We start from the raw sequence: 26,001 nt of genomic DNA, 5'->3' as shown, positions 1-26,001 counted from the left end.
GTTTCGGCACCTCCGCGCCCTTCCCAGAACTCTGCGAGGGTGAGTCCCCGCACCGAGCACCAGTATTAAGGGCACCGGTTGAGCGGACACAGAAACATCAGGCTTATCCGGTGTAGTCTCCACGACCACCCACTGTGCGCACGCAACGTCGGGACGGCGGCTTCGGCCGCACCGGTCTCGAACCGCTCGTCGCGCGCAGGCCAGGTAGCCCTTGCACCCATCCGGTCGAGGCCCTTCCGGTGGAGGCCCCCTGGTCGGCATATGCCTGACCGCCGCACGCAGCGGCGTCATCCTGCGCACCGCTGTCACGGACCTGCTGTACTTCGCGCTCTCCGACGAGGTGCGCCAGCGACTCGGTCTACGCCGCTGCCCCGATCACGACGGCGGCTTCGAGGCCGCCTACGCCGTCGTCCGCCGTCGCATCCACAGTGGGCGCGATCCGGAGGCCATCGTCGCGTCATGTGCCCCAGCCGGAAGACCATCACTGTCCCGCCGGAATCCGGCGCCGATCTCCGGCAGCCCCTCCAGTACGGCTCCGAAGTATCGCCGCCCGGACCCTCTTGCCGGCCTTCCAACTCGCCACCGCCGACCCACCCGTCGCCGCAAGACCAAGCCACTGGGCACCTGGACCCCCGAGGGCTACCTCACCCAGCCCTGAGACGTTCCTCACAAGCCCGCCAGTAGCCCGGGGAAGGGAAACCAGGCCGCAGCAGAACAGCCGAAGATCCTCGCGCCCCAAAAACTGACCGCGTGTTTCTCGCCACACACAGCGGAACGGGCGGCATCGTGATCACGATGCCGCCCGTTCCGTCGGTGCAACTGGAGCACTTTCTTCGGTGCTCCCTGGTGCGCGAGGGGGGAGTTGAACCCCCACGCCCTTGCGGGCACTGGAACCTGAATCCAGCGCGTCTGCCTATTCCGCCACCCGCGCATTGGGTGTGTCCTCGGGGCCTTTCCTTGCGGTCCGGCGCCTTCCGACACGAGAACATTAGCACGCTGTACGGGGTGGTTTCACATCCCTTTCCCGGCGGGGACGGGCGGGCAAGGGCAGGGGAACCGGGACGCCCGCCCTCCTTCGGGCACTCGTCCCGGCCGCCGGCCGTTCACGTATCAACCTCGTACCGGTCCGGCGCATCCGTCCAGGAGCCGGTCGGGGTCCACGGCCACGTGCGGGACACTGGTCTGCGGCCGCCTCTACGATCCTGGGCATGAGTACCGGGAGGCGTCGACACCGTCGACCGGGCCGACAGGGGGAACCAGCCGATCGACCGGCGCGTGGATACGATCAGTAAGCAGTACCAGGTGGACAGTGCGCGCGTGAGCGGTACGCACGCGGGAAGTACGCAGGAAAGCAGTACGCGACACAGCAGTACGCAAGGCAGCGGACAGGACGGCGTCGACGGAGGAGGTGCCCCATGGGAGTCCTGAAGAAGTTCGAGCAGCGTCTCGAAGGTCTGGTCAACGGCACCTTCGCGAAGGTGTTCAAGTCCGAGGTGCAGCCCGTGGAGATCGCGGGAGCACTCCAGCGCGAATGCGACAACAACGCGACCATCTGGAACCGGGACCGCACCGTCGTACCCAACGACTTCATCGTGGAGCTGAGCACGCCCGACTTCGAGCGCCTCAGCCCCTACTCCGGCCAGCTCGGCGACGAGCTGGCCGGCATGGTCCGCGACTACGCCAAGCAGCAGCGCTACACCTTCATGGGACCGATCAAGGTCCACCTGGAGAAGGCGGACGACCTCGACACCGGCCTGTACCGGGTGCGCAGCCGTACGCTCGCCTCCTCCAGCAGCCACCAGGGCGGCCCGGGACCCGCCGGCCCCGCCGCGCCCCCCGCCCCGACCGGACGCCCCGGCGCACCCGGCGGTTACGGCTATCCGCCGGCCGCCCCGCCCGCCGGCGCCCCGCCCATGCCGAGCGCGCCGCCACCCGGTGGCCGCCCCGGCGGCTACGGCTACCCGCAGCCCGCGGGCGGCCAGCAGCCCCCGGCCGCCCCCGCGGCCGGCGGACGCACCCGCCACTGGATCGAGATCAACGGCACCCGCCATCAGATCTCCCGCGCGACCCTCGTGCTCGGACGCAGCACCGAGGCCGACGTGCGGATCGACGACCCCGGCGTGAGCCGCCGGCACTGCGAGATCCGGACCGGAACGCCCTCGACGATCCAGGATCTCGGGTCCACCAACGGCATCGTGGTGGACGGGCAGCACACCACCCGCGCTACGCTCCGCGACGGCTCGCGGATCGTCGTGGGCAGCACCACCGTTATCTATAGGCAAGCCGAAGGGTGATCCGGGGGCAATGTCAGAGCTGACCCTCACGGTCATGCGGCTGGGTTTCCTGGCCGTACTGTGGCTGTTCGTGATCGTGGCCGTGCAGGTCATCCGCAGCGACCTGTTCGGCACGCGGGTCACCCAGCGCGGAGCGCGGCGCGGCGCCGACCGGCCGCAGCAGGCCGCCGCGCGCCAGGGCCAGGCACCACCGCCGCAGCGCCAGCAGTCCGGCGGCGGCCGGGGACGCCGCGGCGCCCCCACCAAGCTGGTCGTCACGGAGGGCACCCTCACCGGCACCACCGTTGCCCTCCAGGGCCAGACCATCACGCTCGGCCGGGCACACGACTCGACGATCGTGCTGGACGACGACTACGCCTCCAGCCGCCATGCCAGGATCTACCCGGACCAGAACGGCCAGTGGATCGTCGAGGACCTGGGCTCCACCAACGGCACCTACCTGGACCGGTCCCGGCTGACGACCCCCACACCGATTTCGCTGGGTGCGCCGATCCGCATCGGCAAGACCGTCATCGAGCTGCGGAAGTAGTGCTACACCAATGATTGAGCGCGAGCGGAGCGAGCACGCACCGGCGGCCGGCATCCCGGGCCCCGGCGCGCTCCCGACCGGAGGGTGGGCAGTGTGGCTCGACACGACCGGCTGTACCCGGAGCAGCCGACGGGCGAGGTGGGCATGAGTCTGTCACTGCGCTTCGCCGCCGGTTCCCACAAGGGCATGATCCGGGAGGGCAACGAGGACTCCGGCTACGCCGGTCCCCGCCTGCTCGCCATCGCCGACGGCATGGGCGGCCAGGCCGCCGGCGAGGTCGCCTCTTCCGAGGTGATCTCCACCATCGTCGCCCTCGACGACGACGTGCCCGGCTCCGACGTCCTCACCTCCCTCGGTCACGCCGTGCAGCGCGCCAACGACCAGCTGCGGCAGATGGTCGAGGAGGACCCCGCCCTGGAGGGCATGGGCACCACCCTCACCGCCCTGCTGTGGACCGGCCAGCGCCTCGGCCTCGTCCACGTCGGCGACTCCCGCGCCTACCTCCTGCGCGACGGCGTCCTCACCCAGATCACGCAGGACCACACCTGGGTGCAGCGCCTCGTCGACGAGGGCCGCATCACCGAGGAGGAGGCCGGCACCCACCCGCAGCGCTCCCTGCTGATGCGGGCGCTCGGCAGCGGCGACCACGTCGAACCCGACCTGTCCATCCGCGAGGTGCGGGCCGGCGACCGCTACCTCATCTGCTCCGACGGACTGTCCGGCGTCGTCTCCCACCAGACGATGGAGGACACCCTCGCCAGCTACCAGGGCCCCCAGGAGACCGTGCAGGAGCTGATCCAGCTCGCGCTGCGCGGCGGCGGCCCCGACAACATCACCGTCATCGTCGCCGACGTCCTCGACCTCGACACCGGCGACACCCTCGCCGGGCAGCTGTCCGACACCCCGGTCGTGGTCGGCGCCGTCGCCGAGAACCAGGCCCAGTTCGGCGACAACGGCATCATGCAGACCCCGGCCGGCCGCGCCGCCGGCCTCGGCCGCCAGGGCGGCGGCCGGCACGGCGGCGGCGAGTTCGGCCCGCCCGGCAGCGGCGACACCACCGGCTTCGTCCCCGCCGGCGACTTCGACGACTACGGCCCCGACGACTTCGTCAAACCCCGCAAGAACCGCAAGTGGCTCAAGCGATCCCTCTACACGGTGCTCGCCCTCGCCGTCATCGGCGGCGGCATGTACGGCGGCTGGCGCTGGACCCAGACCCAGTACTACGTCGGCACCAAGGACGACCACCTCGCGCTGTACCGGGGCATCAGCCAGGACCTCGCCTGGGTCTCGCTCTCCAAGGTCCAGAAGGACCACCCCGAGATCGAACTCAAGTACCTGCCGCCCTACCAGCAGAAACTGGTCGAGGCCACCATGCCCGAAGGCGACCTCGCCGACGCGCGCGCCAAGATCGAGGAACTGGCCGTCCAGGCCTCCGCCTGCAAGAAGCAGGCCGAGCGCCGCGCCGCGCAGAACGCGAAGAACGAGCAGGACGCCAAGAACGAGCAGAACGCGAAGACGGGCCAGGGCCAGGCCGGAGGCACCACGGGAACCACACCCGCCTCCTTCACGTCCAAGGCCTCACCGAGCCCGAGCACGTCGGGAACGCCGAAGGCACCCGAATCGTCCGAGCCCCCGTCCACGACCGCACCCACTCCTGGCCCCGGCCCGACCCTCTCGGAGGAAGAGCAGAAGGTCGTCTCGCTGTGCGGTAAGCAGTAGGCAAGCCGTGAGAGGCACCGTCACCCGATGAGCAGTACTTCCAACTCGCCGACGCACCACACGTCCACGATCGGCGCCATCGGCGCGCCGAGCCGGCGCAACACCGAGCTGGCGCTGCTCGTGTTCGCCGTCCTCATCCCGGTCTTCGCGTACGCCAACGTGGGACTGGCCATCAACGACGAGGTGCCCGCCGGCCTGCTGAGCTACGGCCTCGGCCTCGGCCTGCTGGCCGGCGTCGGCCACCTAGTCGTACGCAAGTTCGCGCCCTACGCGGACCCGCTGATGCTGCCCCTGGCCACCCTCCTCAACGGACTCGGACTCGTCGCGATCTGGCGCCTGGACCAGTCCGAACTCCTCCAGTCCATCGACCAGGCCGGCAACGCCGCACCCCGCCAGCTGATGTACACCGCGATGGGCATCGCCCTGTTCGTCGCCGTGCTGATCTTCCTCAAGGACCACCGCGTCCTGCAGCGCTACACCTACATCTCCATGGTCGGCGCCCTCATCCTGCTGCTGCTCCCGCTGGTGCCGGGCCTCGGCCGCGACGTCTTCGGCGCCCGGATCTGGATCCAGGTCGGCTCCTTCTCCATCCAGCCGGGCGAGTTCGCCAAGATCGTGCTGGCCGTGTTCTTCGCCGGCTACCTGATGGTCAAGCGCGACGCGCTCGCCCTCGCCAGCCGCCGCTTCATGGGCCTCTACCTGCCCCGCGGCCGCGACCTCGGCCCCATCCTGGTCGTCTGGATGGTCTCCATCCTCATCCTGGTCTTCGAGACCGACCTCGGCACCTCGCTGCTGTTCTTCGGCATGTTCGTGATCATGCTGTACGTCGCCACCGAGCGCACCAGCTGGATCGTCTTCGGCCTGCTGATGTCCGCCGTCGGCGCCGTCGGCGTCGCCAGCTTCGAACCCCACATCAAGCAGCGCGTCGACGCCTGGCTCGACCCGATGAAGGAGTACACGCTCTCCCGCGCCGGCCAGGGCGGCCACTCCGAACAGGCCATGCAGGCCCTGTGGGCCTTCGGCTCCGGCGGCACCCTCGGCTCCGGCTGGGGCCAGGGCCACTCCGACCTGATCCGGTTCGCCGCCAACTCCGACTTCATCCTCGCCACCTTCGGCGAGGAACTGGGCCTGGCCGGCCTCATGGCACTGCTCCTGCTCTACGCCCTCATCGTCGAGCGCGGCGTACGCACCGCCCTCGCCGCCCGCGACCCCTTCGGCAAGCTCCTCGCCATCGGCCTCTCCGGCGCCTTCGCCCTCCAGGTCTTCGTCGTCGCCGGCGGCGTCATGGGCCTCATCCCGCTCACCGGCATGACCATGCCCTTCCTGGCCTACGGAGGCTCCTCCGTCATCGCCAACTGGGCCCTGATCGGCATCCTGCTGCGCATCAGCGACACGGCTCGCAGACCCGCACCCGCGGCACCCGCGAACCCCGACGCCGAGATGACCCAGGTGGTCCGCCCGTGAACAAGCCACTGCGCCGCATCGCGCTCTTCTGCGGCCTCCTCGTCCTCACCCTGCTCATCCGCGACAACTGGCTCCAGTACGTCCAGGCCGACGAGCTCAAGGAAGACGAGCACAACCGCCGCGTCGCCATCGAGCGGTACGCCAGCCCCCGCGGCGACATCATCGTCAACGGCAAGGCCATCACCGGCCACGCCACCACCGACGGCGACTTCAAGTACAAGCGCACCTACAAGGACGGCGCCATGTGGGCGCCCGTCACCGGCTACGTCTCCCAGGCCTACGGCGCCACCCAGCTCGAAGCGATCAACGACGGCATCCTCACCGGCAACGACGACCGGCTCTTCTTCCGCAACACCCTCGACATGATCACCGGCAAGCAGCGCGAGGGCGGCAACGTCGTCACCACCCTCAACAGCGCCGCCCAGAAAGCCGCCTACGACGGACTGAAGAAGCAGGGCGGCAAGGGCGCCGTCGTCGCCATCGAACCGTCCACCGGCAAGATCCTCTCGATGGCCTCCTACCCCTCGTACGACCCCACCGCCATCGCGGGCAGCGACGGAGCCGCCGGCGAGGCCTGGAACCAGCTGCAGAAGAAGAACAACCCCGACGACCCGATGCTCAACCGCGCCCTGCGCGAGGTCTACCCGCCCGGCTCCACCTTCAAGGTGCTCACCGCGGCCGCCGCCCTGGAACACGGCCTGTACGACTCGGCCAACGAGAAGACCGACTCCCCGCTGCCCTGGACCATGCCCGGCACCACCACCGAACTGCCCAACGAGGGCGACCTCCCCTGCGAGGACGCCACCCTCCGCGAGGCACTGCGGGTGTCCTGCAACACCGTCTTCGGCAAGATCGGCTCCGACCTCGGCAACGACAAGATGCTGGAGACCGCCGAGAAGTTCGGCTTCAACGAGGAGCAGTTCGTCCCCGTCCGCTCCAGCGCCTCCGTCTTCTCCGACGACATGAACAAGTCGCAGACCGCGCTCTCCGCCATCGGCCAGTACAACACCGCCGCCACCCCGCTGCAGATGGCGATGGTCACCTCCGCCATCGCCAACAACGGCACCCTGATGAAGCCGTACATGGTCGACGAACTCCAGGCCCCCAACCTCGACACCGTCGAGAAGACCGACCCCGAGGAGATGAGCGAGCCGCTGTCCGCGGACAACGCCCAGATCCTCCAGTCCATGATGGAGACCGTCGTCGAGGACGGCACGGGAACCAACGCACGGATCGACGGCGTCACCGTGGGCGGCAAGACCGGCACCGCACAGCACGGCGTCGACAACAGCGAGAACCCCTACGCCTGGTTCATCTCCTACGCCAAGGCCGAGGACGGCAGCTCGCCCGTCGCCGTCGCCGTGGTGGTCGAGGACGAGAACGCCAACCGCGACGACATCTCCGGCGGCGGCCTCGCGGCTCCGATCGCCAAGAACGTGATGGAGGCCGTTCTGGAGAGCAAGAAGTGACCACACACTGAACAGGACGTGACTCCCGTCACGTCCCCTTCACATAGGCGCACGTTGCGATACCGGTCCTGTATCGGGTATCGGGCTTGGCCAGGTCACCCGCCGCGGGCCGGGTACGGTAGGCCGGACGGCAGCCACCGACCGTACAAGCATGCCGGTCGGGACCGACGGAGAGGGCTGGTAGTAACCATGGAAGAGCCGCGTCGCCTCGGCGGCCGGTACGAGCTGGGCCAGGTGCTCGGCCGTGGTGGCATGGCGGAGGTATACCTCGCGCACGACACCCGGCTCGGCCGCACCGTGGCGGTGAAGACGCTGCGCGCCGACCTCGCGCGCGACCCGTCCTTCCAGGCCCGCTTCCGCCGGGAGGCCCAGTCGGCCGCCTCGCTCAACCATCCCGCGATCGTGGCGGTCTACGACACGGGCGAGGACTACATCGACAACGTGTCGATCCCGTACATCGTCATGGAGTACGTCGACGGCTCCACCCTCCGCGAACTGCTCCACTCCGGCCGCAAGCTGCTGCCGGAGCGCACGCTGGAGATGACCATCGGCATCCTCCAGGCGCTGGAGTACTCGCACCGGGCCGGCATCGTCCACCGCGACATCAAGCCGGCCAACGTCATGCTCACCCGCAACGGCCAGGTCAAGGTCATGGACTTCGGCATCGCCCGCGCCATGGGCGACTCCGGCATGACCATGACCCAAACGGCCGCGGTCATCGGCACCGCCCAGTACCTCTCCCCGGAGCAGGCCAAGGGCGAACAGGTCGACGCCCGCTCCGACCTGTACTCCACCGGCTGCCTCCTCTACGAGCTGCTCACGGTCCGCCCGCCCTTCGTCGGAGACTCCCCGGTCGCCGTCGCCTACCAGCACGTGCGCGAGGAACCGCAGGCGCCCAGCGTCTTCGACCCCGAGATCACGCCCGAGATGGACGCCATCGTCCTCAAGGCCCTGGTCAAGGACCCGGACTACCGCTACCAGTCGGCCGACGAGATGCGCGCCGACATCGAGGCCTGCCTCGACGGCCAGCCCGTCGGCGCCACCGCCGCGATGGGCGCCATGGCCGCCGGCGGCTACGGCGCCTACCCCGACGACCAGCCGACGACCGCCCTGCGCTCCGACGCCGGCGCGGGCGCCACCACCATGCTGCCGCCCATGAACCCGGACGACGGCGGCTACGGCTACGACGACCGCCCCGACCGGCGCCGCCAGCAGCCCCGCAAGTCCAACGCCTCCACGATCTTCCTGGTCCTGGCCGGCGTCCTGGTCCTGGCCGGCGCCATCCTCATCGGCATGCAGCTCTTCGGCAACGACGCGGGGCCGGGCAACGACAAGGTCGACGTCCCCGCCTTCGTCGGCACCACCAAGGAAGACGCCACGCAACTCGCGACCAACGCCGACCTCGAACTGACCTTCAAGCAACAGCCCTGCGAGGACCAGCCCAAGGGGAACGTCTGCTCGCAGAACCCGCAGCAGGGCACTGAGGTCAAGAAGAAGTCCAGCGTCGAGCTCGTGGTCTCGACGGGCGCGCCGAAGGTCGCCGTGCCCAACGTCATCGACAAGAACATCGACGAGGCCAAGCAGCAGCTCGAGGACAAGGGCTTCGTCGTCGAGACCGAGCAGACCGAGTCCTCCCAGGACGAGGGCACCGTCCTCAGCCAGGACCCCGACCCGGGCAAGGAGCTCGAGAAGGGCTCCACGGTGACCCTGGAGGTCGCCAAGCCCGTGGAGAAGGCGACGGTGCCGGACGTGGTCAACCGGACCTGCGACGAGGCCAAGGCCCAGATGGAGAGCAGCGGCCTGGAAGGCGAGTGCGCCGACCAGCCGACCAACGACCCGAACCAGGTCGGCAAGGTCATCTCCACCACGCCGTCCAACGGCCAGCAGATCGACAAGGGCTCCAAGGTCACGATCCACATCGGCAAGGCCATCGAGAAGACCAAGGTGCCGGAGGTCCGCGGCAAGTCCCTCGCCGAGGCCCGGCAGATCCTGCAGCAGAACGGCTTCACCAACGTCCAGGTCCAGCCGGGCGCGCCCGGTGACGACAACGCGATGGTCGTCGCCATGAACCCGCAGCCCAACACCGAGGTCGACGACCCGGGCGCCACGCCGATCGTCCTCACCACCATCGGCGGCAACGGCGGCGGCAACGGCAACAACGGCGGCGGCATCATCGGCGGCCTCCGCGGCGACGACTGACCCGCCCGCGAGAACACCAACGGCAAGAGCCCGGGCCCCTCGGCGGAGGGACCGGGGCTCTGTCGTGTCTTCATATGTCATGACTCGTTTACTCAGGGTGACCACACAACCCGAGAGAGGAACGACCATGATCAGCGAAACGGCCCTGCTGGAATCAGCGGCCCTGCGCAGCAGCGTCCTCGGACGCACCGACGTACTAGACCGCGTCAAGGCACTGTCCCTGCTGCCGGACGGCATGCATGTGACTACGGCGATGGTGGCGACGTACTTCAACGCCACGGTGGAAGCAGTACGCGCCCTCGTCCACGATCACCGTGACGAGCTGGAGACGAGTGGATACCGAGTTCTGACAGGCCCAGAACTGAGTGACTTCAAGCAACGCAGTGGCATTCGGTCGCGCACGCGCTCCCTTGCCCTCTTCCCCCGCCGCGCCGTCCTCAACATCGCCATGCTGCTCCGCGACAGCGAAGTCGCACGTCAGGTGCGTGTCTACCTCCTGGACATGGAGCACCTGGCCCGCACACAGCCTGTGGAAAACCTGGCCCCCACCTCCGTCGAACTCGACGCCCGCATCGACCATCGCATCACCCGCATCCTCGGCAACACCGTCGTGCCGATGCTCAACACCCTGATCGAGACCTCCGGTGAACACCGTCGCGAGCTCATCGAACTCCGCGAGGACATCGAGAACGTCGAGCGCAAGCTGTGCTGGCACCACGCCCGCCTCGCCGCCCTGGAGGGAGACACCCTCGTCGACGAGGTCAGGAGCAAGCTCAAGGCCATGACCTGGCGAGCTTTCGAGCACCACGTCGCCGACCTGCTGCGACGCGACGGCTGCCTGGACGTCGTCGTACGGCAGGCCCGCACCGACAGGGGCATCGACATCACCGGACGGACCGCCGACGGCCGCACCGTCGCCGTCCAGTGCAAGAACAGGTCCGGCCGATGGACCGTACCGAGCGCGGACATGCAGAAGTTCGCCGGGGCTGCCCGCGCCATCGACCAGGTCGACATCGCACTCTTCGTCGCCACCTGCAACTTCAGCCACGAGTCGGAGGCGATCGCCAAACTCAGCGGAGTCGTCACCGTCAACCGGGAGGAACTGGAGGCGTGGAGCGCCGGAGTGCGACTCAAGGCACTCCGTTAGGGACCGCTCGCGAAGACGCGAAGAGGCCCGAAGCCGCAAGATGAAGTTGCGGCTTCGGGCCTTCGTCATGTTAGGGGACTGACCTCCCTCAAGGAGGTCAGTCAGCGCAACTCCTCCGGCGGAGTCCGCTCCCCGTCCACCTTCTCCGTACGCACCAGCTCCCCCCACACCACATACCGGTACCGGCTCGTGTACACGGGCGTGCACGTCGTCAGGGTGATGTAGTGGCCGGCCTTCTTCTTGCCGGACTCCTTCGGGACCGGGTCGAGGACCCTGACGTTGTACTTCGAGGTCTCGGGCAGAACCGCGTAGGTCTTGTAGACGTACCAGGTGTCCTTCGTCTCGAAGACGATCGGGTCGCCCTTCTCGATCTTGTCGATGTTGTGGAACTTCGCCCCGTGCCCGTCCCGGTGCGCCGCCAGCGAGAAGTTGCCCTCCTTGCCGGAGGTGGGGAGCGCGGACTTCACGGGGTCGGTGTAGTAGCCGGCCACGCCGTCGTTGAGGACCTTCATCGACGTGCCCTTCTCCACCAGGATGTCGCCGTCACCCATCGCCGGCACGTGCAGGAAGCCGATGCCCGCCTTGGTGTCCAGCGCACCCGGGCCGTCCGGACCGACCCGGTCCTGCGCCCAGTTCTCGCGGACCTCGTCCGCCTGCTTGTCCGCCGCGCGGTCCGCGACCACGTTCGTCCACCACAGGGAGTAGACGACGAACAGGCCCAGCACCAGGCCCGCCGTGATGAGGAGTTCACCGAAGACGCTCACGGTCCGGGCGACGATCCGCCCGGCGCCGCCGCGGCGGCGTGCCGCGGGCTCCGGTGGGCCGTCCGTGCCGGACTGCTCTTCGTGCTCGGTGTCGGTGGTCGCTGCCACTGGTCATCCGCCCTTAACTGACGAGCGCATCCGGCTTGCCCTTGCTGCGCGGCCGTTCCTCGACCATCTTGCCCCAGACGATCATCCGGTACTTGCTCGTGAACTCCGGCGTGCACGTGGTGAGGGTGATGTACCGGCCCGGTTCCTTGAAACCGGACTGCTTCGGGACCGGGTCCAGCACACTGACGTTGCTCGGCGACGTCACCGGCAGGATCGACGCCATCTTGTAGACGAAGTACTCGTCCTGCGTCTCCACGACGATCGGATCACCCGGGTCCAGCTTGTTGATGTACCGGAAGGGCTCACCGTGGGTGTTGCGGTGCCCGGCCAGACCGAAGTTTCCGGTCTTCGCGTCCGGCATCGCCGTCTTCAGCGCGCCCTCCGCATAGTGGCCGACCATGCCCCGGTCCAGGACCTTCTCGTCGTCGATGCCCTCCGCGATCGGCACCACGACGTCCAGCTTCGGAATGTGCAGCAGCGCGAAACCCTGCCCCGGTTCGAAGGTGCCCGGGTTGCGCTTGCCGTTCGCCCAGTCCTCCTGGAGATTGCTGGCCGCCTTGTCCGCCTGCGCCTGGGCGCGGACGTTCGTCCACCACAACTGGTACGTCACGAACAGCAGCATCAGCACGCCCGTCGTGATGAACAGCTCACCCATCACGCGGCTGGCGATCACCGCCGCCCCCGGCTTGCGGGCGCGGGCCTGCCGACGGGCCTCCACGCGCGACAGAGGGGCTTTCGGCGTCGCGTCGGCCTCAGGGGCCCGGGAAGGGCCCCGGGAGCCCCCACGGCGCCCGTGACGCCGTTTCGCGGCCTTCCTGCGGGCCGCGCGCCCACCCGTCACCGGAGGGGCGGTGGCCGACCGCTCCGGCGGCGGGTCCGGGACCCGCAGCGCCACCGTCTCGTCGTCGAGAGGCGCCCCGGCCCCCTCCCCGGCGGCGAAATCCTCGTACCACCCGTCGAAACCGCCCCCGAACGCACCGGAATCCCCGTACGGCTGCCCGTACGAGGATCCCTGGTCACCGGCCGTGCCGGAGTCGCGCTCGGGGCGCAGTGCGGTCACGCCGTGGCCCTGCCCACCACCGGGGCGAGCCCCGCCGACCTCGCCACCGCACCCTGGTCGCCGCACTCCGCCAGCCAGTTGGCCAGCATCCGGTGCCCGTGCTCGGTCAGCACCGACTCCGGATGGAACTGCACACCCTCCACCGGCAGCTCCCGGTGCCGCAGCCCCATGACGATCCCGTCCTGTGTCCGGGCCGTCACCTCCAGCTCCGCCGGCACCGTGCCCGGTTCCGCCGCCAGCGAGTGGTACCGCGTCGCCGTGAAGGGCGAGGGCAGGCCGGCGAACACTCCCTTGCCCTCGTGCTCCACCGGCGAGGTCTTGCCGTGCAGCAGCTCCGGCGCCCGGTCCACCACACCGCCGTACGCCACCTGCATCGACTGCATGCCCAGACAGACCCCGAAGACGGGGACACCGGTCGACGCGCAGTGCCGGACCATGTCGACGCAGACCCCCGCCTGCTCCGGCGTACCGGGCCCGGGAGACAGCAGCACACCGTCGAAACCGTCCTGGGCGTGCCCCGTCGACACCTCGTCGTTGCGCAGCACCTCGCACTCCGCACCGAGCTGATACAGGTACTGGACCAGGTTGAAGACGAAACTGTCGTAGTTGTCGACGACGAGGATGCGCGCGCTCACTGGTTGTCCACCGTCACATCGTTGAAGGGAAGCAGCGGTTCGGCCCATGGGAAGACGTACTGGAACAGGACGTAGACCACGGCCACGACCAGGACGAGCGAGAGCAGCGCCCTCACCCACGCGTTCCCCGGCAGATGCCGCCAGATCCAGCCGTACATGCCGTCCCTTCCGTCGCACCACGGCGCCGCACTCACGCCGCACCGCACCAGACTAACGGCGCGGACCCCTCCGGAAAGGCGTCAATCCACAGGCTGGGCATAGTGCAGGTCCGCCGTGCCCGAGTAGCCCGGCAGCGTCACCGTCCCGTCGTCCTCGACCTTCCAGCCGAGCCCGTAGACATTGACGTACACCATGTAGTTCTGGATCGCCGGGGACGCGGCCAGCGCCTTCTTCAGCTTCTCCGGATCGCCGACCGCCTGGACCTTGTACGGCGGCGAGTAGACGCGGCCCTGGAGGATCAGGGTGTTGCCCACGCAGCGCACCGCGCTGGTGGAGATCAGCCGCTGGTCCATGACCTTGATGCCCTCCGCGCCGCCCTTCCACAGCGCGTTCACGACCGCCTGGAGGTCCTGCTGGTGGATCACCAGGTAGTCGGGCTGCGGCTCCGGATAGCCGGGGAGCTTCGCGGTGGCGTCCGGCGGGGCGTCGTCGAGCGTGACGGATATCGCCTCACCCTTCAGCTCCCGCGTGCCCGCCTTCGCCTCCAGCTCCGCGCGTTTCTCGTCCTCCGCCTCCGTACGCCCGTCGTCGCGCTCGGCGAGCGATTCGATCTCCTCGCGCAGGGCCGCGTTGGACTCCTCCAGCTCACCGTTGTCCCGGCTGCGCTCGTGGATGAGATCGGACAACTTGAGCAAAGAGGCATCCGTACGGATATTGGTGCCCTTCGCGGTATCGAAGCTGGTGAAGAAAATGAGGCCCGCGAGCGCGAAGACGGCCGCCGTCAGGACCCGCACGGGCCGGAAACGGCGCCTGCGGGCGGGGCTGGATCCCGCCTGGGGGGAGTCGGCAGAATTGCTCAACGTACCCTTATCTCCTTCGGCGCCACGGAAGCACTACGCTAACGGACGCCCGGGGGAGCGCTCCAAGTCCCCGACCCCGTTCCCTGCGCGGCCACGCAGCGCATCGACAGGAGAGACCCTCGTGCCGAAGTCACGTATCCGCAAGAAGGCCGATTACACGCCGCCGCCGTCGAAGCAGGCGGCCAGCATCAAGCTGACGAGCCGCAGCTGGGTGGCTCCGGTCATGCTGGCCATGTTCGTCATCGGTCTCGCCTGGATCGTCGTCTTCTACGTCACCGACGGTTCACTGCCCATTGACTCCCTGGGCAACTGGAACATCGTGGTGGGCTTCGGTTTCATCGCCGCCGGATTCGGTGTCTCGACGCAGTGGAAGTAGCCCGGCGGCAGACCGCGGAACACCGCGGAACAGCTCTCCCCAGGGCTATCCACTGAGTTATCCACAGGCGCTGTCCACACGGTGGGGAAAAGAAAAGACGATCTGTGGATAACCCATCGGACATTGACGCCGGTGTGACGGAAGTACCGGCACCCGAAAGCACATTCGCCCCCTGCCTGACCTGCGGAAACACGGGTCAGTGACAGGGGGCACACCTGTTCCCGCACACTGTGCACAAGATCGGCCACCGTCTGTGGACAACCTGCGCTCAGGTGAGCTGTGCGGTTCTCAACAGGGCCAGTCCTACGACGGCCACCAGGACCAGCGCGCACGTGCCGTACTGCACGAGCGTCCGGCGCTCGCGCGGGGCATGGAGCATGGCGTAGCCGATCGCGGCGCCGGCGACGAGGCCGCCGACGTGGGCCTGCCAGGCGATGTTGGCCCAGGTGAAGGTGAAGACCAGGTTGATCACCAGGAGGATGACGATCGGCCGCATGTCGGCGTTGAGGCGGCGGACGAGTGCGGCGGTGGCGCCGAAGAGGCCGAAGATCGCGCCGGAGGCGCCGAGGGTGGCTTGGGTGGGTGAGGCCAGGAGGTAGGTGAGCGCGCTGCCGGCCAGGCCGGAGACGAGGTAGAGGGTGAGGTAGCGGGCCCTGCCGAGGGCCGCTTCCAGGGGGCCTCCGAGGAACCAGAGGCTGAGCATGTTGAAGCCGAGGTGCCAGATTTCCTCGTGGGTGAACATGGTCGTCACCAGGCGGTACCACTCGCCCTCCGCTACGCCCTCGTTCGGGATGTAGTAGGGGGCGGGGGGCCATTGGCCGATCAGGACCATGCCGCCCAGGAAGGACTCCGACAGGGCGTGTACGGCGATGAAGACCGCGACGTTGATCCCGATGAGGATCTTGGTGAGGAGGTGGGGGTCGGCGGCGACGGTGCCTCCGGCCAGCGTGCGCGGCCGGGACGCGGCCGGGGCCGGTCCGCCGCCGGTGCGGCCGCTCGCGCAGTCGGGGCAGTGGAAGCCGACGGAGGCGTTGACCATGCAGTCGGTGCAGATGGGGCGTTCGCAGCGGGTGCAGCGGATGCCGGTCTCGCGGTCCGGGTGGCGGTAGCAGCCCGGCAGGCTCTGGGCGTCCGGTGGGCCGGCTGCCGCGTGGTCCATGGCTTCCCCTCGGTCGTCCTGTGGGCGGTGTCCGTCGGTGTTGTGCGACGCACCGCCCCCGCTCATCTATACGGATGAGCGGGGCGTCAGGTTCCTTCCCGGCGTGGCCGGGGTCAGTCCTGGCGGGTCTCGATGACGACCGACTCGATGACGGCGTCGTTGACGGGGCGTTCGGTGCGGGGGTTGGTGGGGAGGGCGGCGATGGTGTCGACGACCTTCTGGCCGGCCGGGTCCGTCACCTCGCCGAAGATCGTGTGCTTGCGGTTGAGCCACGTGGTCGGGGCGACGGTGACGAAGAACTGGGAGCCGTTGGTGCCGGGGCCGGCGTTGGCCATGGCCAGCAGGTAGGGCTTGTTGAAGGAGAGGTCGGGGTGGAACTCGTCCTCGAACTGGTAGCCCGGGTCGCCGGTGCCGTTGCCGAGGGGGTCGCCGCCCTGGATCATGAAGCCGCTGATGACCCGGTGGAAGACCGTGCCGTCGTAGAGCCTGGCGGTGGTCTTCTCGCCGGTCTCGGGGTGGGTCCACTCCCGTTCACCCTTGGCGAGTTCGACGAAGTTCCTGACCGTCTTGGGGGCGTGGTTCGGCAGGAGCCGGATCTCGATGTCGCCGTGGTTGGTCTTCAGGGTGGCGTAGAGCTGCTCGGCCACGATGTGCCTTCCGTCGTGTTCTGGTGCCCGCCGATCCTTGCACGGTCGACGGTGGGTACGGCGTCGGGCCGAGGTTTCCTGCTCCGATTCGGCGATGGGGGTTGCGGGAATCCGGTCGGGTACTCCATCCGGTACTCCTGGGTCCCGAGCGCGGGGCGCCGATTCGTGGCATTGTCGTCGGCAGGCTCTTGTTGCCCGGTATTCATCCGTTATCGAGGTTGATCGGCGTTTGTCGGCAACTTCCTCACCACGTGCCCCGGACATCACGAAGACACCGCCCGTGACCCGGATGCCCGCTCTCACATGCCCGGCGGTGCGTCCGCAGGCATGATCCGTAAAAGGGTGGAAAGTCGAATTACCGTACGCCACCGAGGAGGAGGAACCCGTGACCCGCATCGACAGCGTGCGCGCCGCGACCGGTTCGGCGAAGGACAGCGTGCTGCACGCCGCGGAAGTGGTGGCGCCCTACGCCGACACGGCCAAGGACAGGGCCGCTCACTACGCACAGGAGGCGCGCGTACGGCTGGCGCCCAGGGTGTCGCAGGCCGCGTGCCAGGCGCGTCTTCAGTACGGCACGCATGTCGCGCCGCGGCTGGACCAGGCGCGTACGCATGTACCGCCGAAGGTGGACGCGGCCGCTCAGGAGGCCGCCGTTCGTACGCGCCTGGCCGCCCGGCAGGCGGCCGAGTACTCCAGGCCGGTGATCGATCAGGCGGTGGCCGCGGCCGTGCCCGTGCGGGACGAGGCCGCCGCGCGGGGTGCCGCGGCGTTGGCCGCGCTGCGGGGTCAGGTGACGGCGAAGGAGATCCGGAAGCTGTCGCGCAGGCACCAGCGCCGGGCTCGGGCCGGGCGTATCGCCAAGGTGCTGGCGGTGGCGGGCGTCGTCGCCGGCGGGGCCTTCGCCGCGTGGAAGTGGTGGGACAAGCAGGCCAATCCGGACTGGCTGGTGGAGCCGCCGGAGGCGACGGAGGTCGCCGAGTCGGGGCGTCTGACGTCCGTGGACGGCACCGGTGGGGCGATTCTGGACCCTGAGGTGCAGGCCAAGCAGGCGCGGGACGACGCGGCGGAGGGCGAGGAGCCCCGCTGACGTTCGCCGGGCGGCTTCGGGACGGATCGGTATCGCCGCGGGGCGGGAGGCTTCAGGGCCTCCCGCCCCGCGGCGGTGTTTCACGTGAAACGGCGGCTCGGAGCGGCGGCTCAGCGGCCGTAGCGGCGTTCGCGCAGGGAGTAGGAGCGCAGCGCGCGCAGGAAGTCGATCTCACGGAAGTCCGGCCAGTAGGTCTCGCAGAAGTGGACCTCGGCGTAGGCGGACTGCCAGAGGAGGAAGCCGGAGAGGCGCTGCTCGCCGGAGGTGCGGATGATGAGGTCGGACTCGGACCGTGTCTTGGAGTACAGGTGCTTGGAGATGTGCTCCATGGTGAAGGTCTCGATGAACTCGTCGATGTCCCCGCCCTGTGAGCTGTGCTCGGTCAGTGCGGATCGTACGGCGTCGACGATCTCCCGGCGGCCTCCGTAGCCGACGGCGACGTCGACCTTGGTGCCGCCCTTGCGGCCCTGCGTGGCGGCGGTGGCGGTCTTGAGGCGGCCGGCGGATTCGGCGGGCAGCAGGTCGAGGGCGCCGACCGCTTCGACGGGCCAGGGGTTGCCGGGTGCGGCGAGCCGTTCGACGACCTCGGCGATGATGTCGATGAGTGGGGTGAGCTGCTCTTCGGGCCGGTGGAGGTTGTCGTCGGAGAGCATGAACAGGGTGACGTGTTCGATCTTGGCGGAGTCGCACCAGCGCAGGAAGTCCAGGACTTTCGCGGCGCCGGCGCGGTAGCCCTCTCGCGGGTCGTCGATGCCCGACATCTTGGCCCAGCGGCGGTTGCCGTCGAGCATGATGCCGATGTGCTGGGGGCGTGGGCGTCCCTCCAGTTCTTTGACCAGCCGCTTCATATAGAGCGCGTCGAGAGCGGCTCGTACCTTCGCCCGCATGGTCTACCCCTTCCACATCGTCGGCAGCGACCGGACGGCTGCGACGGCGATGAGTCACGTGGCACCGCCCCGCAGGGGTGTGGCGCTGGTGCCCTGTGGGGTGACGATATCAAGAGCAGACAGTGCGGCCGTTGTGCTCGGCGGGCCTGCTGCCGGGGGCCTGTTGCCGTCCGTGGGCCGGTGTTGTGAGGGCGCGGGGGGCTGCGGGGGAGCGTCGTGGAGCCGCCGGGCACCGTTGTACACGAAGAGGTCCCCCGGTCTGGCGTTCTCGCAGACCGGGGGACCTCTTTCACTTGTGGAGCCTAGGGGAGTCGAACCCCTGACATCTGCCATGCAAAGACAGCGCTCTACCAACTGAGCTAAGGCCCCTGGAGCGGCTTCCGGCCGGGTGGATCGCGTACCGGCGGGTGCCGTGGACAAGAGTACCGGGTCGCCCCCCGTATCTCACAAATGATTGGGACTCCCGGGGAACGACCACGCTCCGTAAGATGCTCGGCGTGGTTCGCTGGAGCGAACTGCGGTTCTTGGGGAAGCGATGGGGAGACGCAATGGACGCCGCACAGCAGGAAGCCACCGCAAGAGCGCGGGAACTGCAGCGGAACTGGTACGGGGAGCCGTTGGGGGCGCTCTTCCGTAGGCTCATCGACGATCTTGGCCTCAACCAGGCTCGTCTCGCGGGGGTGCTGGGGCTGTCCGCGCCGATGCTTTCACAGCTGATGAGCGGTCAGCGGGCGAAGATCGGCAATCCTGCGGTGGTCCAGCGGGTGCAGTTGCTGCAGGATCTGGCGGGGCAGGTCGCGGACGGCAGCGTGAGCGCGGCCGAGGCGACGGAGCGCATGGACGAGATCAAGAAGTCGCAGGGGGGCTCGGTGCTCAGCAACACCACGCAGACGACCAGCAGTTCCGGGGCACCCACGGTCAAGCGGGTGGTCCGGGAGATCCAGTCGCTGCTGCGCTCGGTGTCGGCGGCCGGGGACATCATCGAGGCGGCGGACGCGCTCTCCCCGACCCACCCGGAGCTGGCGGAGTTCCTGCGGGTGTACGGCGCCGGCCGCACCTCGGACGCGGTCGCGCACTACCAGTCCCACCAGAACTGAGCCCGGGTCCGGCCGCCGCCGGGGGTGCGGCGGCCGGGCCGTGGCAGGGGGTGGGGCGCGACAGGTCCAGGTGAGGAGCGGGCGCACGGCCATGGGTGAGGTCTTCGCGGGGCGCTACGAGCTGGTCGATCCGGTCGGCCGGGGCGGGGTGGGCGCGGTCTGGCGTGCCTGGGACCACCGGCGCCGGCGCTATGTGGCCGCCAAGGTGCTCCAGCAGCGGGACGCGCACGCGCTGCTGCGGTTCGTCCGCGAGCAGGCGCTGCGGATCGACCATCCCCATGTGCTCGCGCCCGCGAGCTGGGCCGCCGACGACGACCAGGTCCTGTTCACCATGGACCTGGTGGCGGGCGGTTCGCTGGTCCACCTGGTCGGGGACTACGGGCCGCTGCCGCCGGCCTATGTGTGCACCCTGCTCGACCAGCTCCTGTCGGGTCTGGCCGCGGTGCACGCGGAGGGCGTCGTGCACCGGGACATCAAGCCCGCCAACCTGTTGATGGAGGCGACCGGGACGGGCCGGCCGCGGCTGCGGCTGTCCGACTTCGGCATCGCGATGCGGCTGGGCGAGCCCCGGCTGACGGAGACCAACCTCGTGGTGGGGACGCCGGGTTACCTCGCGCCGGAGCAGATGATGGGCGCGGAACCGGACTTCCCGGCCGACCTGTTCGCCGTGGGCCTGGTCGCGCTGTACCTGCTGGAGGGGGCCAAGCCGGACGTCAAGGCGCTGGTGCGGTACTTCGCCGAGCACGGGACGCCGCCCGCGCCGCAGGGGGTGCCCGAGCCGCTGTGGCAGGTCGTGGCGGCGCTGGTGCAGCCCGACCCCGCGGCGCGGTTCCGTACGGCGACGGGGGCGCGCAAGGCGCTGGCCGCGGCGGCGGAGCTGCTGGCGGAGCCCGGCCCCGATGACGAGCTGATCGAGATCTTCGACCAAGTCGGCCCGCTGCCCGAGGGGTTCGCCGCTGACGGCCCCCTCGAACGGGCCTCGGGCCTGGACCCCACACCGACGCCTTCCGGCAGCCCGGGCGCCCGGTCCGCCGCGAGCCCCGCACCGGCGTCCCCGTCCGACACACCGCCCGCACCGGCGCCCCCCGCCGGTCCGCACCCGGCCCCGGACGGTGCCCCCGCCGCCACCGACACCACCACCCCACCGGGCAGGGACCGGGCACCCGAGTCCCCGAACGGCCCGGCACCGCGCCCGGGCAACACCCCACCGCCCGCACCGGGTTCGACCCGGGCGCCCGCGCCTGAGGCGCATCCCCCGGCCGCCATGTCGGAGACGGGCAGTTTCCGGCTTCCGCCCCCGCAGGCGTCCGTCACCTCCACGTCCGTCCCCGGCCCCCACCCGGGCGGTCCGGGCGGCCGGCCCCCGTACTACGGCCCGCCGCTCCCCGCCCAGTCCCCGCCGTCGCCGTCCGCGGGACAGCAGGACGCCGACACCGACACCGACACCACCGCCGCCTACACCGCGCGGAGCCCGCAGGGGCCGGTGCCGGCAGCACCACCACCGGCAGCCGCACCCGTGACCGCCCCTGTCCCCGCGCCGCCGCGGCGGCGCGTGTCCCGGCGGCGGCGCCGTCCCGGGCCGCCGGCCGGTGTGGCGGTCCCGGTCCTGCTGCTCGCGCTGGTCTGCTACGCCGTGGGCTTCTGGGCCCTGGCCCGGCTCTGACCCGGTCGCTAGGCCCTGCGCGCCCCGCGGCGGGCCGCCGCCGTCCACGCGCCCAGGCCGAGGAGCAGCGCGCTGCCCGTGCCGATGCCGCCCACGGCGAGTGCCTTCAGGGCGAGGTCGTCGTCCGTGGCCCCGGCCGCCTCCGGCGCGGCCGCCCGGTCCGCCGCCGAGACCTCGAAGACGCCCTCCGGCCGGGACTCCCCGGCGTACTCGGGGCCGGCCTGCGACGCTCCCCCGAGCCGTACGCGCAGCGTCAGTCCGAAGGGGCCCTCGCCGAAGTCGTCGGCGACCTGGGCCGCCAGGTGCACCACCAGGTAGTAGGCGCCGGCGAAACGCATCGCGGCGACCTGGCCGTCGGCGTCGTACCGGTTGGCGTAACCGACCGGCGGCAAGGGGGACAGGGCGGCCGTGGCCGGCCGGCCGGTGTAGCCCTTGGCGGCGTCGTCGACCTCGCCGCGCACCGGGTTGTGCAGGGCCAGGCGCAGGGCGCCGGTGGCGTAGCCGGAGCGGTCGCCGGAGCCGTCGAGTTCGGCGGTGGCGTGCACCTGGCGGCCCCAGTCGAGGGGCACCTTGTAGAAGAGGGTCTGTCCGGGGCGGATGTCGTCGCGCCAGGCCCCCTGCTCGACCGGGGTGGCGTGGGCGAAGCCGCTGCCGCCCGCAAGGTGTTCCGGTTCGCCGGCGGGGGGCTCGGGTGAGGCGGAGTCCCAGGATTCGGGTGCGGTGGTCTCGCCGGGCTGCTCCGGGCGGGGTTCGGTGACGGCCGTGATTTCCAGGTCCCAGGCGTCCGGCGGGGAGTCCTCGGGCCGGGTCCGCTCGACCGTGACGTAGTACGTGCCCGGGTCCTGGCAGCGGGACCCGCCGGGGTCGATCTCCCGCAGTCCCCAGGCGGTGACCGGCCGGGGGCTGCGGGCCGCGCCGAAGGTCGCGCTGTCAGAGGAGCAGGCGGCGCCGTCGGTGCCCTGGACGGAGACCCGGACACCGTCGACGGCGGTGACCTCGCCGGCCGCGCCCGGTACGGCGGTGACGGCGACGTGGGCGTCGGAGGCGGCGTCGAGTTGCAGCCGGTAGTAGAGGGTGCCGTTCCTCGGGAGGGAGCTGTGGTAGGTGGCTCCGGGTTCCAGCGGCGGAGCGTCCGACGTGCTGTTCGCGCCGTCGATCCGCCGGGCGTCGTCGGCGAAGGCGTATCCGGCGGGCTCACCGGCCGCGCGAGCCGTGCCGCCGGGGAGCGCGGCGGTGGTGACCAGTGCGGCGGCCGTGACCAGTGCGGCGGCCGTGGTGAGCGAGACGGTCGTGGTGCGGACGACGGTCGCGGTGCGTACGACGGTCGCGGCCCGTATGACGGTCGCGGCCCGTATGACGGTCGCGGCCCGTATGACGGTCGCGGCCCGTATGACGGTCGCGGCCCGTATGACGGTCGCGGCCCGTATGACGGTCGCGGCCCGTATGACGGTCGCGGCCCGTATGACGGTCGCGGTGCGTACGGCGGTCGCGGTGCGTACGGCGGTCGCGGTGCGTATGACGGTCATCCCCGCCCGCCGCGCACGTCCCGCCCCGGCACGCCGCCGTTCACCGCGCCGCCGTCCCATCATCCGCCACCCTCCGCGCTCACCGGCGTCGTCCACCGCCGCTTTCGGACCGGACCGTGGCCCATCCTGCCGCGCGAACCCGTACTCCCGTGCGCTGAGCGGGAATTCACCGGGAATCCGGGCAACACAAAACCCCGACCGCAAGACGGCCGGGGTCTGCTCGGGGCCGGTGTCAGAACCGGATGTCGCTCGTACTCACGAACCCGTGGGCACGGAGTCAGTCGCCTCCGTCCACAGATCCTGCTCGGCGCGATCCGCCTGGATCTGGCGGTACACGAGGAGCCCGCCGATGGCGGCCAGTGCGACCAGGAGAAGCTTCTTCACCGCGCGACCTCGTCTTTCCTTGACGTAGGGGACCTCTGGCGCCCGACTATACACACCGGCCGATACCGATCGGTTACCTGCGTCGGCGGCCAACTTCCGGACGCCGGAGCCTCGTAGAGGGGCCGGGAGCCGGTCCGATCGGAGGGTGATCACACCCTCACGAAGAGTTGTTTCGCCCGGCTCTCTCCCGTCTCGGCACCTTTTCCGACCCCTTGCGCCCATCCGGGTGGTGTTCATCTGAACATCGCCGCGCCACGGGCGTCGGTCCACCACTTCGCGAGGCTCATACACATCATGAGGAAAGTACGCAAATCGCCCAACCCGAAAGTGAGGGGTTATGGCCCGGAACAAGGTCATGACGCTGTGGACCGCCATCGTCACCGCCTTCCTCGCGCTGTGCACGGCGCTCGGACTGATCACGACGTCCGCCTCGGCCGCCGTACCGCAGAGCGGCTCGCACAGCAACGCGGAGAGCGCCTCCCCCGAGACGGCGCCCACGGTGGTGATCCCACGGCCCCGGTCCCGCACCGGCTCCCTGCCCCCCACGATGAAACAGCGCATCCGCGCCGAGGCCCACGGCAAGGCCCCCAACTGCCGGCACCGCCCGGCCACCGGAACCGCCGCCACCGCCACCGACCTCCTGTGCGACGACACCGCCGAGACCCGGACCCAGCACCCGGCCGCCCAGCACACCGCGCCACTCCAGCGCTGAGCCGGACCCGCAGTACCTCATTCAGACACAACCGGCGATCTGCGTACCGCACCACACGCCAGAAACGGCCCGGCCGCTCGAGAGAGCAGCCGGGCCGCCGCCATGCCGGGCGCCACTGCGGGAGCCCTCGAGTCCTCAAGACCTCTTTAGGAGCCGTACGCTGTGCTCGTGCCCAAGGCGTACGAAGTCATCGCGGACGACCTCCGCCGCTCCATCCGCGAGGGGGAGCGCGGACCGGGCGACCGCCTGCCGTCCGAGGCGGTCCTCGCCCGGCACTACGGGCGCAGCGTGCCCACCGTGCAGAACGCACTGCGGCTGCTGAACGACGAGGGCCTGATCGACAAGCACCACGGCCGCGGCACCTTCGTGCGCCGCCCCCGCACCCCCGCCGTCCGGGACAACAGCCGGCACCAGTGGGAGAAGGACCGCGCCCGCACACCCCTCGCCAACCGGGCCGCGACCGGCGCCACCGAGCGCGACACCGGCCTGCACCCCGGCGACCTCGTCTTCCACGCGGAGTACCGGGAGGTCCCGGCCTCCGCCGAACTGGCCGGGGCCTTCGGGGTCCCCGAGGGCACCGTGCTGCTGCGGCGCGGCTACCGGACGCGCTGCTCGGCCGAGGCCGCCCCGTTCAACCTCGTCACCTCCTACCTGGTCCGCGACATGATCGCCGCCAACCCCGACCTGCTGGACGAGTCCAACGAACCCTGGCCGGGCGGCACCCAGAACCAGCTGTACACCGTGGGCATCGAAGTGGACCGCGTCGAGGAGCGCTTCACCGCCCGCCCGCCGACCCCGGAGGAGGCGGCGGCCCTGGACCTGCCGCCGGGCACCTCGGTGATCCTGCTCCACAAGACCTCGTACGACACCGACGGCCGCGTGGTGGACGTCTCCGACGTCACCCTGCCCGGCGACCGCACGGAACTGCTGTTCACCACTCGTCTGGAAAGGTGGTGAGTGCCGCCGTGAACCGGCGCGTCATCATCGTCACCGCCGTCCACGGGCCCTCGGCGCCCTTCCTGCCCGAGGCCCACCGTTCCCTGTGCGCGCAGGAGCTGCCCGAGGGCTGGGAGTGGCGCTGGGTGATCCAGGAGGACGGGCGGACCGACGACGTACGGCCCCACGTGCCCGACGACCCGCGTGTCGTCTTCCGGCAGGGGCGGCCCGGCGTGCAGGGCGGTCCCGGTGTGACCCGCACCCTCGCCCTGTCCCACGCGGACGGCGAGTACGTGAAGATCCTGGACGCCGACGACCAGCTCGCGCCGGGCGCCCTCGCCCGCGACCTGGCCGCCCTGGAGGCCGACCCGGCGCTCGGGTGGGCCACGTCACGGGTGCTGGACCTGCTGCCCGACGGGTCGACGGCCGGTTTTCCGGGCGATCCGGAGCACGGACCGGTCGAGCGCGGGGCGGTCCTCGACTTCTGGAAGGCGAACGGCTACCGCGCCCAGGTCCACCCGGCGACGCTCCTGGTCCGGCGGGATCTGCTGCTCGCCCTCGGCGGCTGGATGGCCCTGCCGGCCTCCGAGGACACCGGCCTGCTGCTGGCGCTCAACTGTGTGAGCCGGGGGTGGTTCTCCCAGGAGGTGGGGCTCCTGTACCGCAAGTGGGAGGGCCAGGTCACCGGCCAGGCGGCCCACGTGGACCCCGGCGAGCGGGACGCCCGGATGGCGGTGGTCGAGGCAAGGGCGCGAGCGCTGGCGTCACTGGGGTGGCGTTTCCCGGCCGACGGGGACACCCGGGCCGTCCAGCCGTAGCGGCCCGTTCAGCCGCAGCGGCTGGGTGGGACGCCCGGATGACGGTGGTCGAGGCCGGGGCGCGAGCGCTGGCGTCACTGGGGTGGCGTTTCCCGGCCGACGAGGACGCCCGGACCTCCAGCCGTAGCGGCCCGTTCAGCCGCAGCGGCCTGTCCGCCCAGAGCCTCCCGTCCACCCAGCGCGGCCCGTCCACCCAGCGCGACCCATCCGGCCCGGCCTGCCCACCCGGAGCGGCCGGAGCGGTAGGGACCCGGCGGCCCCCACGCCCGCCACGAACCACCAGCACCCGACGGCACACCACC

General features: G+C 70.3%; 24 protein-coding genes and 2 tRNA genes. 14 read left to right on the top strand and 12 right to left on the bottom strand.

The annotated features are described in order from the left end of the window. Nucleotides 1-844 precede the first annotated feature (844 nt). Nucleotides 845-931: transfer RNA gene (locus M6G08_RS08105), tRNA-Leu, on the bottom strand. Between the two features lie 484 nt (nt 932-1,415). Here M6G08_RS08105 and fhaA point away from each other — a divergent pair. From fhaA to M6G08_RS08070, 7 genes are all read left to right on the top strand, one after another. Continuing rightward, a complete protein-coding gene (fhaA, locus tag M6G08_RS08100; RefSeq protein ID WP_272586491.1) occupies nt 1,416-2,294 on the top strand; it encodes an antibiotic biosynthesis regulator FhaA in 879 nt (292 codons plus the stop codon). Between the two features lie 10 nt (nt 2,295-2,304). Further along, on the top strand, nt 2,305-2,823 hold the full coding sequence (gene fhaB / locus M6G08_RS08095) for an antibiotic biosynthesis regulator FhaB (RefSeq protein ID WP_272586490.1): 519 nt from the start codon (nt 2,305-2,307) through the stop codon (nt 2,821-2,823). A gap of 144 nt (nt 2,824-2,967) precedes the next feature. Beyond that, nucleotides 2,968-4,542 carry a Stp1/IreP family PP2C-type Ser/Thr phosphatase gene (locus M6G08_RS08090; protein WP_272591283.1) on the top strand — a complete coding sequence of 525 codons (1,575 nt, stop codon included), beginning with the start codon at nt 2,968-2,970 and terminating at the stop codon, nt 4,540-4,542. Between the two features lie 27 nt (nt 4,543-4,569). After that, a complete protein-coding gene (locus tag M6G08_RS08085) occupies nt 4,570-6,006 on the top strand; it encodes an FtsW/RodA/SpoVE family cell cycle protein (RefSeq protein ID WP_272586489.1) in 1,437 nt (478 codons plus the stop codon). Next, complete coding sequence (locus M6G08_RS08080) at nt 6,003-7,475, top strand: peptidoglycan D,D-transpeptidase FtsI family protein (RefSeq protein ID WP_272586488.1); 1,473 nt, start codon at nt 6,003-6,005, stop codon at nt 7,473-7,475. Before M6G08_RS08085 ends, M6G08_RS08080 begins: the two co-directional genes overlap by 4 nt. Nucleotides 7,476-7,664: 189 nt before the next feature. Next, nucleotides 7,665-9,674, top strand: coding sequence for a Stk1 family PASTA domain-containing Ser/Thr kinase (gene pknB, locus M6G08_RS08075; protein WP_272586487.1), 2,010 nt, complete (start codon nt 7,665-7,667; stop codon nt 9,672-9,674). Between the two features lie 127 nt (nt 9,675-9,801). Then, complete coding sequence (locus M6G08_RS08070) at nt 9,802-10,821, top strand: restriction endonuclease (protein ID WP_272586486.1); 1,020 nt, start codon at nt 9,802-9,804, stop codon at nt 10,819-10,821. 101 nt (nt 10,822-10,922) lie between these two features. Here M6G08_RS08070 and M6G08_RS08065 read toward each other — a convergent pair whose 3' ends face one another. From M6G08_RS08065 to M6G08_RS08045, 5 genes are all read right to left on the bottom strand, one after another. Next, the gene (locus M6G08_RS08065; protein WP_272586485.1) at nt 10,923-11,693 is read right to left on the bottom strand and encodes a class E sortase; all 771 of its coding nucleotides are present in this window, start codon (nt 11,691-11,693) and stop codon (nt 10,923-10,925) included. A 13-nt stretch (nt 11,694-11,706) separates the two neighbouring features. Then, entirely contained in the window at nt 11,707-12,753 is a 1,047-nt protein-coding gene (locus M6G08_RS08060) for a class E sortase (protein ID WP_272586484.1), read from the bottom strand. Then, nucleotides 12,750-13,388 carry an aminodeoxychorismate/anthranilate synthase component II gene (locus M6G08_RS08055; RefSeq protein ID WP_272586483.1) on the bottom strand — a complete coding sequence of 213 codons (639 nt, stop codon included), beginning with the start codon at nt 13,386-13,388 and terminating at the stop codon, nt 12,750-12,752. The genes M6G08_RS08060 and M6G08_RS08055 overlap by 4 nt, the downstream gene beginning before the upstream one ends. Then, nucleotides 13,385-13,546, bottom strand: a complete 162-nt coding sequence (locus M6G08_RS08050; protein WP_163015848.1) for a hypothetical protein — start codon at nt 13,544-13,546, stop codon at nt 13,385-13,387. The genes M6G08_RS08055 and M6G08_RS08050 overlap by 4 nt, the downstream gene beginning before the upstream one ends. Nucleotides 13,547-13,627: 81 nt before the next feature. Beyond that, nucleotides 13,628-14,407 (bottom strand): DUF881 domain-containing protein, encoded by a 780-nt coding sequence (locus tag M6G08_RS08045; protein WP_272586482.1) that lies wholly within the window; start codon nt 14,405-14,407, stop codon nt 13,628-13,630. A gap of 121 nt (nt 14,408-14,528) precedes the next feature. On the opposite strand from M6G08_RS08045, the gene crgA reads away from it, so the two are divergent. Beyond that, nucleotides 14,529-14,783, top strand: a complete 255-nt coding sequence (crgA, locus tag M6G08_RS08040) for a cell division protein CrgA (RefSeq protein ID WP_073726149.1) — start codon at nt 14,529-14,531, stop codon at nt 14,781-14,783. 268 nt (nt 14,784-15,051) lie between these two features. Here the strand turns inward: crgA and M6G08_RS08035 are convergent, their stop codons facing one another. Both M6G08_RS08035 and M6G08_RS08030 read right to left on the bottom strand, forming a co-directional pair. Continuing rightward, a complete protein-coding gene (locus M6G08_RS08035) occupies nt 15,052-15,942 on the bottom strand; it encodes a rhomboid family intramembrane serine protease (RefSeq protein ID WP_272586481.1) in 891 nt (296 codons plus the stop codon). Nucleotides 15,943-16,055: 113 nt separating this feature from the next. Continuing rightward, complete coding sequence (locus M6G08_RS08030) at nt 16,056-16,589, bottom strand: peptidylprolyl isomerase (RefSeq protein ID WP_272586480.1); 534 nt, start codon at nt 16,587-16,589, stop codon at nt 16,056-16,058. A 385-nt stretch (nt 16,590-16,974) separates the two neighbouring features. Here M6G08_RS08030 and M6G08_RS08025 point away from each other — a divergent pair, with 385 nt between their 5' ends. Then, nucleotides 16,975-17,676, top strand: coding sequence for a DUF5324 family protein (locus M6G08_RS08025; protein ID WP_272586479.1), 702 nt, complete (start codon nt 16,975-16,977; stop codon nt 17,674-17,676). A 110-nt stretch (nt 17,677-17,786) separates the two neighbouring features. Here the strand turns inward: M6G08_RS08025 and M6G08_RS08020 are convergent, their stop codons facing one another. Both M6G08_RS08020 and M6G08_RS08015 read right to left on the bottom strand, forming a co-directional pair. Then, on the bottom strand, nt 17,787-18,563 hold the full coding sequence (locus M6G08_RS08020; protein WP_272586478.1) for an isoprenyl transferase: 777 nt from the start codon (nt 18,561-18,563) through the stop codon (nt 17,787-17,789). A gap of 296 nt (nt 18,564-18,859) precedes the next feature. Then, nucleotides 18,860-18,932: transfer RNA gene (locus M6G08_RS08015), tRNA-Ala, on the bottom strand. A 179-nt stretch (nt 18,933-19,111) separates the two neighbouring features. On the opposite strand from M6G08_RS08015, the gene M6G08_RS08010 reads away from it, so the two are divergent. Together M6G08_RS08010 and M6G08_RS08005 are read left to right on the top strand one after the other, a co-directional pair. After that, nucleotides 19,112-19,660, top strand: a complete 549-nt coding sequence (locus tag M6G08_RS08010; RefSeq protein ID WP_073726140.1) for a helix-turn-helix domain-containing protein — start codon at nt 19,112-19,114, stop codon at nt 19,658-19,660. 91 nt (nt 19,661-19,751) lie between these two features. Next, the gene (locus tag M6G08_RS08005; RefSeq protein WP_272586477.1) at nt 19,752-21,323 is read left to right on the top strand and encodes a serine/threonine-protein kinase; all 1,572 of its coding nucleotides are present in this window, start codon (nt 19,752-19,754) and stop codon (nt 21,321-21,323) included. 8 nt (nt 21,324-21,331) lie between these two features. Here the strand turns inward: M6G08_RS08005 and M6G08_RS08000 are convergent, their stop codons facing one another. Then, complete coding sequence (locus M6G08_RS08000; protein ID WP_272586476.1) at nt 21,332-22,849, bottom strand: hypothetical protein; 1,518 nt, start codon at nt 22,847-22,849, stop codon at nt 21,332-21,334. Between the two features lie 255 nt (nt 22,850-23,104). Next, complete coding sequence (locus M6G08_RS07995; RefSeq protein WP_003999697.1) at nt 23,105-23,233, bottom strand: DLW-39 family protein; 129 nt, start codon at nt 23,231-23,233, stop codon at nt 23,105-23,107. 337 nt (nt 23,234-23,570) lie between these two features. Here M6G08_RS07995 and M6G08_RS07990 point away from each other — a divergent pair, with 337 nt between their 5' ends. The 3 genes from M6G08_RS07990 to M6G08_RS07980 all read left to right on the top strand — a co-directional run bounded on the left by M6G08_RS07990 (nt 23,571) and on the right by M6G08_RS07980 (nt 25,699). Then, nucleotides 23,571-23,945 carry a DUF6344 domain-containing protein gene (locus M6G08_RS07990; protein ID WP_272586474.1) on the top strand — a complete coding sequence of 125 codons (375 nt, stop codon included), beginning with the start codon at nt 23,571-23,573 and terminating at the stop codon, nt 23,943-23,945. A 168-nt stretch (nt 23,946-24,113) separates the two neighbouring features. Further along, nucleotides 24,114-24,902 (top strand): GntR family transcriptional regulator, encoded by a 789-nt coding sequence (locus tag M6G08_RS07985; protein ID WP_272586473.1) that lies wholly within the window; start codon nt 24,114-24,116, stop codon nt 24,900-24,902. A gap of 8 nt (nt 24,903-24,910) precedes the next feature. Next, nucleotides 24,911-25,699 (top strand): glycosyltransferase family 2 protein, encoded by a 789-nt coding sequence (locus M6G08_RS07980; protein ID WP_272586472.1) that lies wholly within the window; start codon nt 24,911-24,913, stop codon nt 25,697-25,699. The last annotated feature ends 302 nt before the right edge of the window (nt 25,700-26,001 follow it).

The organism is Streptomyces sp. M92, from assembly GCF_028473745.1.
GTDB lineage: Bacteria > Actinomycetota > Actinomycetes > Streptomycetales > Streptomycetaceae > Streptomyces.
Note: the sequence above shows the minus strand (reverse complement) of the source record. Positions and strands in the feature narration are given on the sequence as shown.

Bases quoted from the DNA above. Each gene is read 5' to 3' on its own strand.
- fhaA (WP_272586491.1), top strand. From the start codon at position 1,416: ATGGGAGTCCTGAAGAAGTTCGAGCAGCGTCTCGAAGGTCTGGTCAAC.
- fhaB (WP_272586490.1), top strand. From the start codon at position 2,305: ATGTCAGAGCTGACCCTCACGGTCATGCGGCTGGGTTTCCTGGCCGTA.
- M6G08_RS08090 (WP_272591283.1), top strand. From the start codon at position 2,968: ATGAGTCTGTCACTGCGCTTCGCCGCCGGTTCCCACAAGGGCATGATC.
- M6G08_RS08085 (WP_272586489.1), top strand. From the start codon at position 4,570: ATGAGCAGTACTTCCAACTCGCCGACGCACCACACGTCCACGATCGGC.
- pknB (WP_272586487.1), top strand. From the start codon at position 7,665: ATGGAAGAGCCGCGTCGCCTCGGCGGCCGGTACGAGCTGGGCCAGGTG.
- M6G08_RS08070 (WP_272586486.1), top strand. From the start codon at position 9,802: ATGATCAGCGAAACGGCCCTGCTGGAATCAGCGGCCCTGCGCAGCAGC.
- M6G08_RS08050 (WP_163015848.1), bottom strand. From the start codon at position 13,546: ATGTACGGCTGGATCTGGCGGCATCTGCCGGGGAACGCGTGGGTGAGG.
- M6G08_RS08035 (WP_272586481.1), bottom strand. From the start codon at position 15,942: ATGGACCACGCGGCAGCCGGCCCACCGGACGCCCAGAGCCTGCCGGGC.
- M6G08_RS08020 (WP_272586478.1), bottom strand. From the start codon at position 18,563: ATGCGGGCGAAGGTACGAGCCGCTCTCGACGCGCTCTATATGAAGCGG.
- M6G08_RS08010 (WP_073726140.1), top strand. From the start codon at position 19,112: ATGGACGCCGCACAGCAGGAAGCCACCGCAAGAGCGCGGGAACTGCAG.
- M6G08_RS08005 (WP_272586477.1), top strand. From the start codon at position 19,752: ATGGGTGAGGTCTTCGCGGGGCGCTACGAGCTGGTCGATCCGGTCGGC.
- M6G08_RS08000 (WP_272586476.1), bottom strand. From the start codon at position 22,849: ATGACCGTCATACGCACCGCGACCGCCGTACGCACCGCGACCGCCGTA.
- M6G08_RS07990 (WP_272586474.1), top strand. From the start codon at position 23,571: ATGGCCCGGAACAAGGTCATGACGCTGTGGACCGCCATCGTCACCGCC.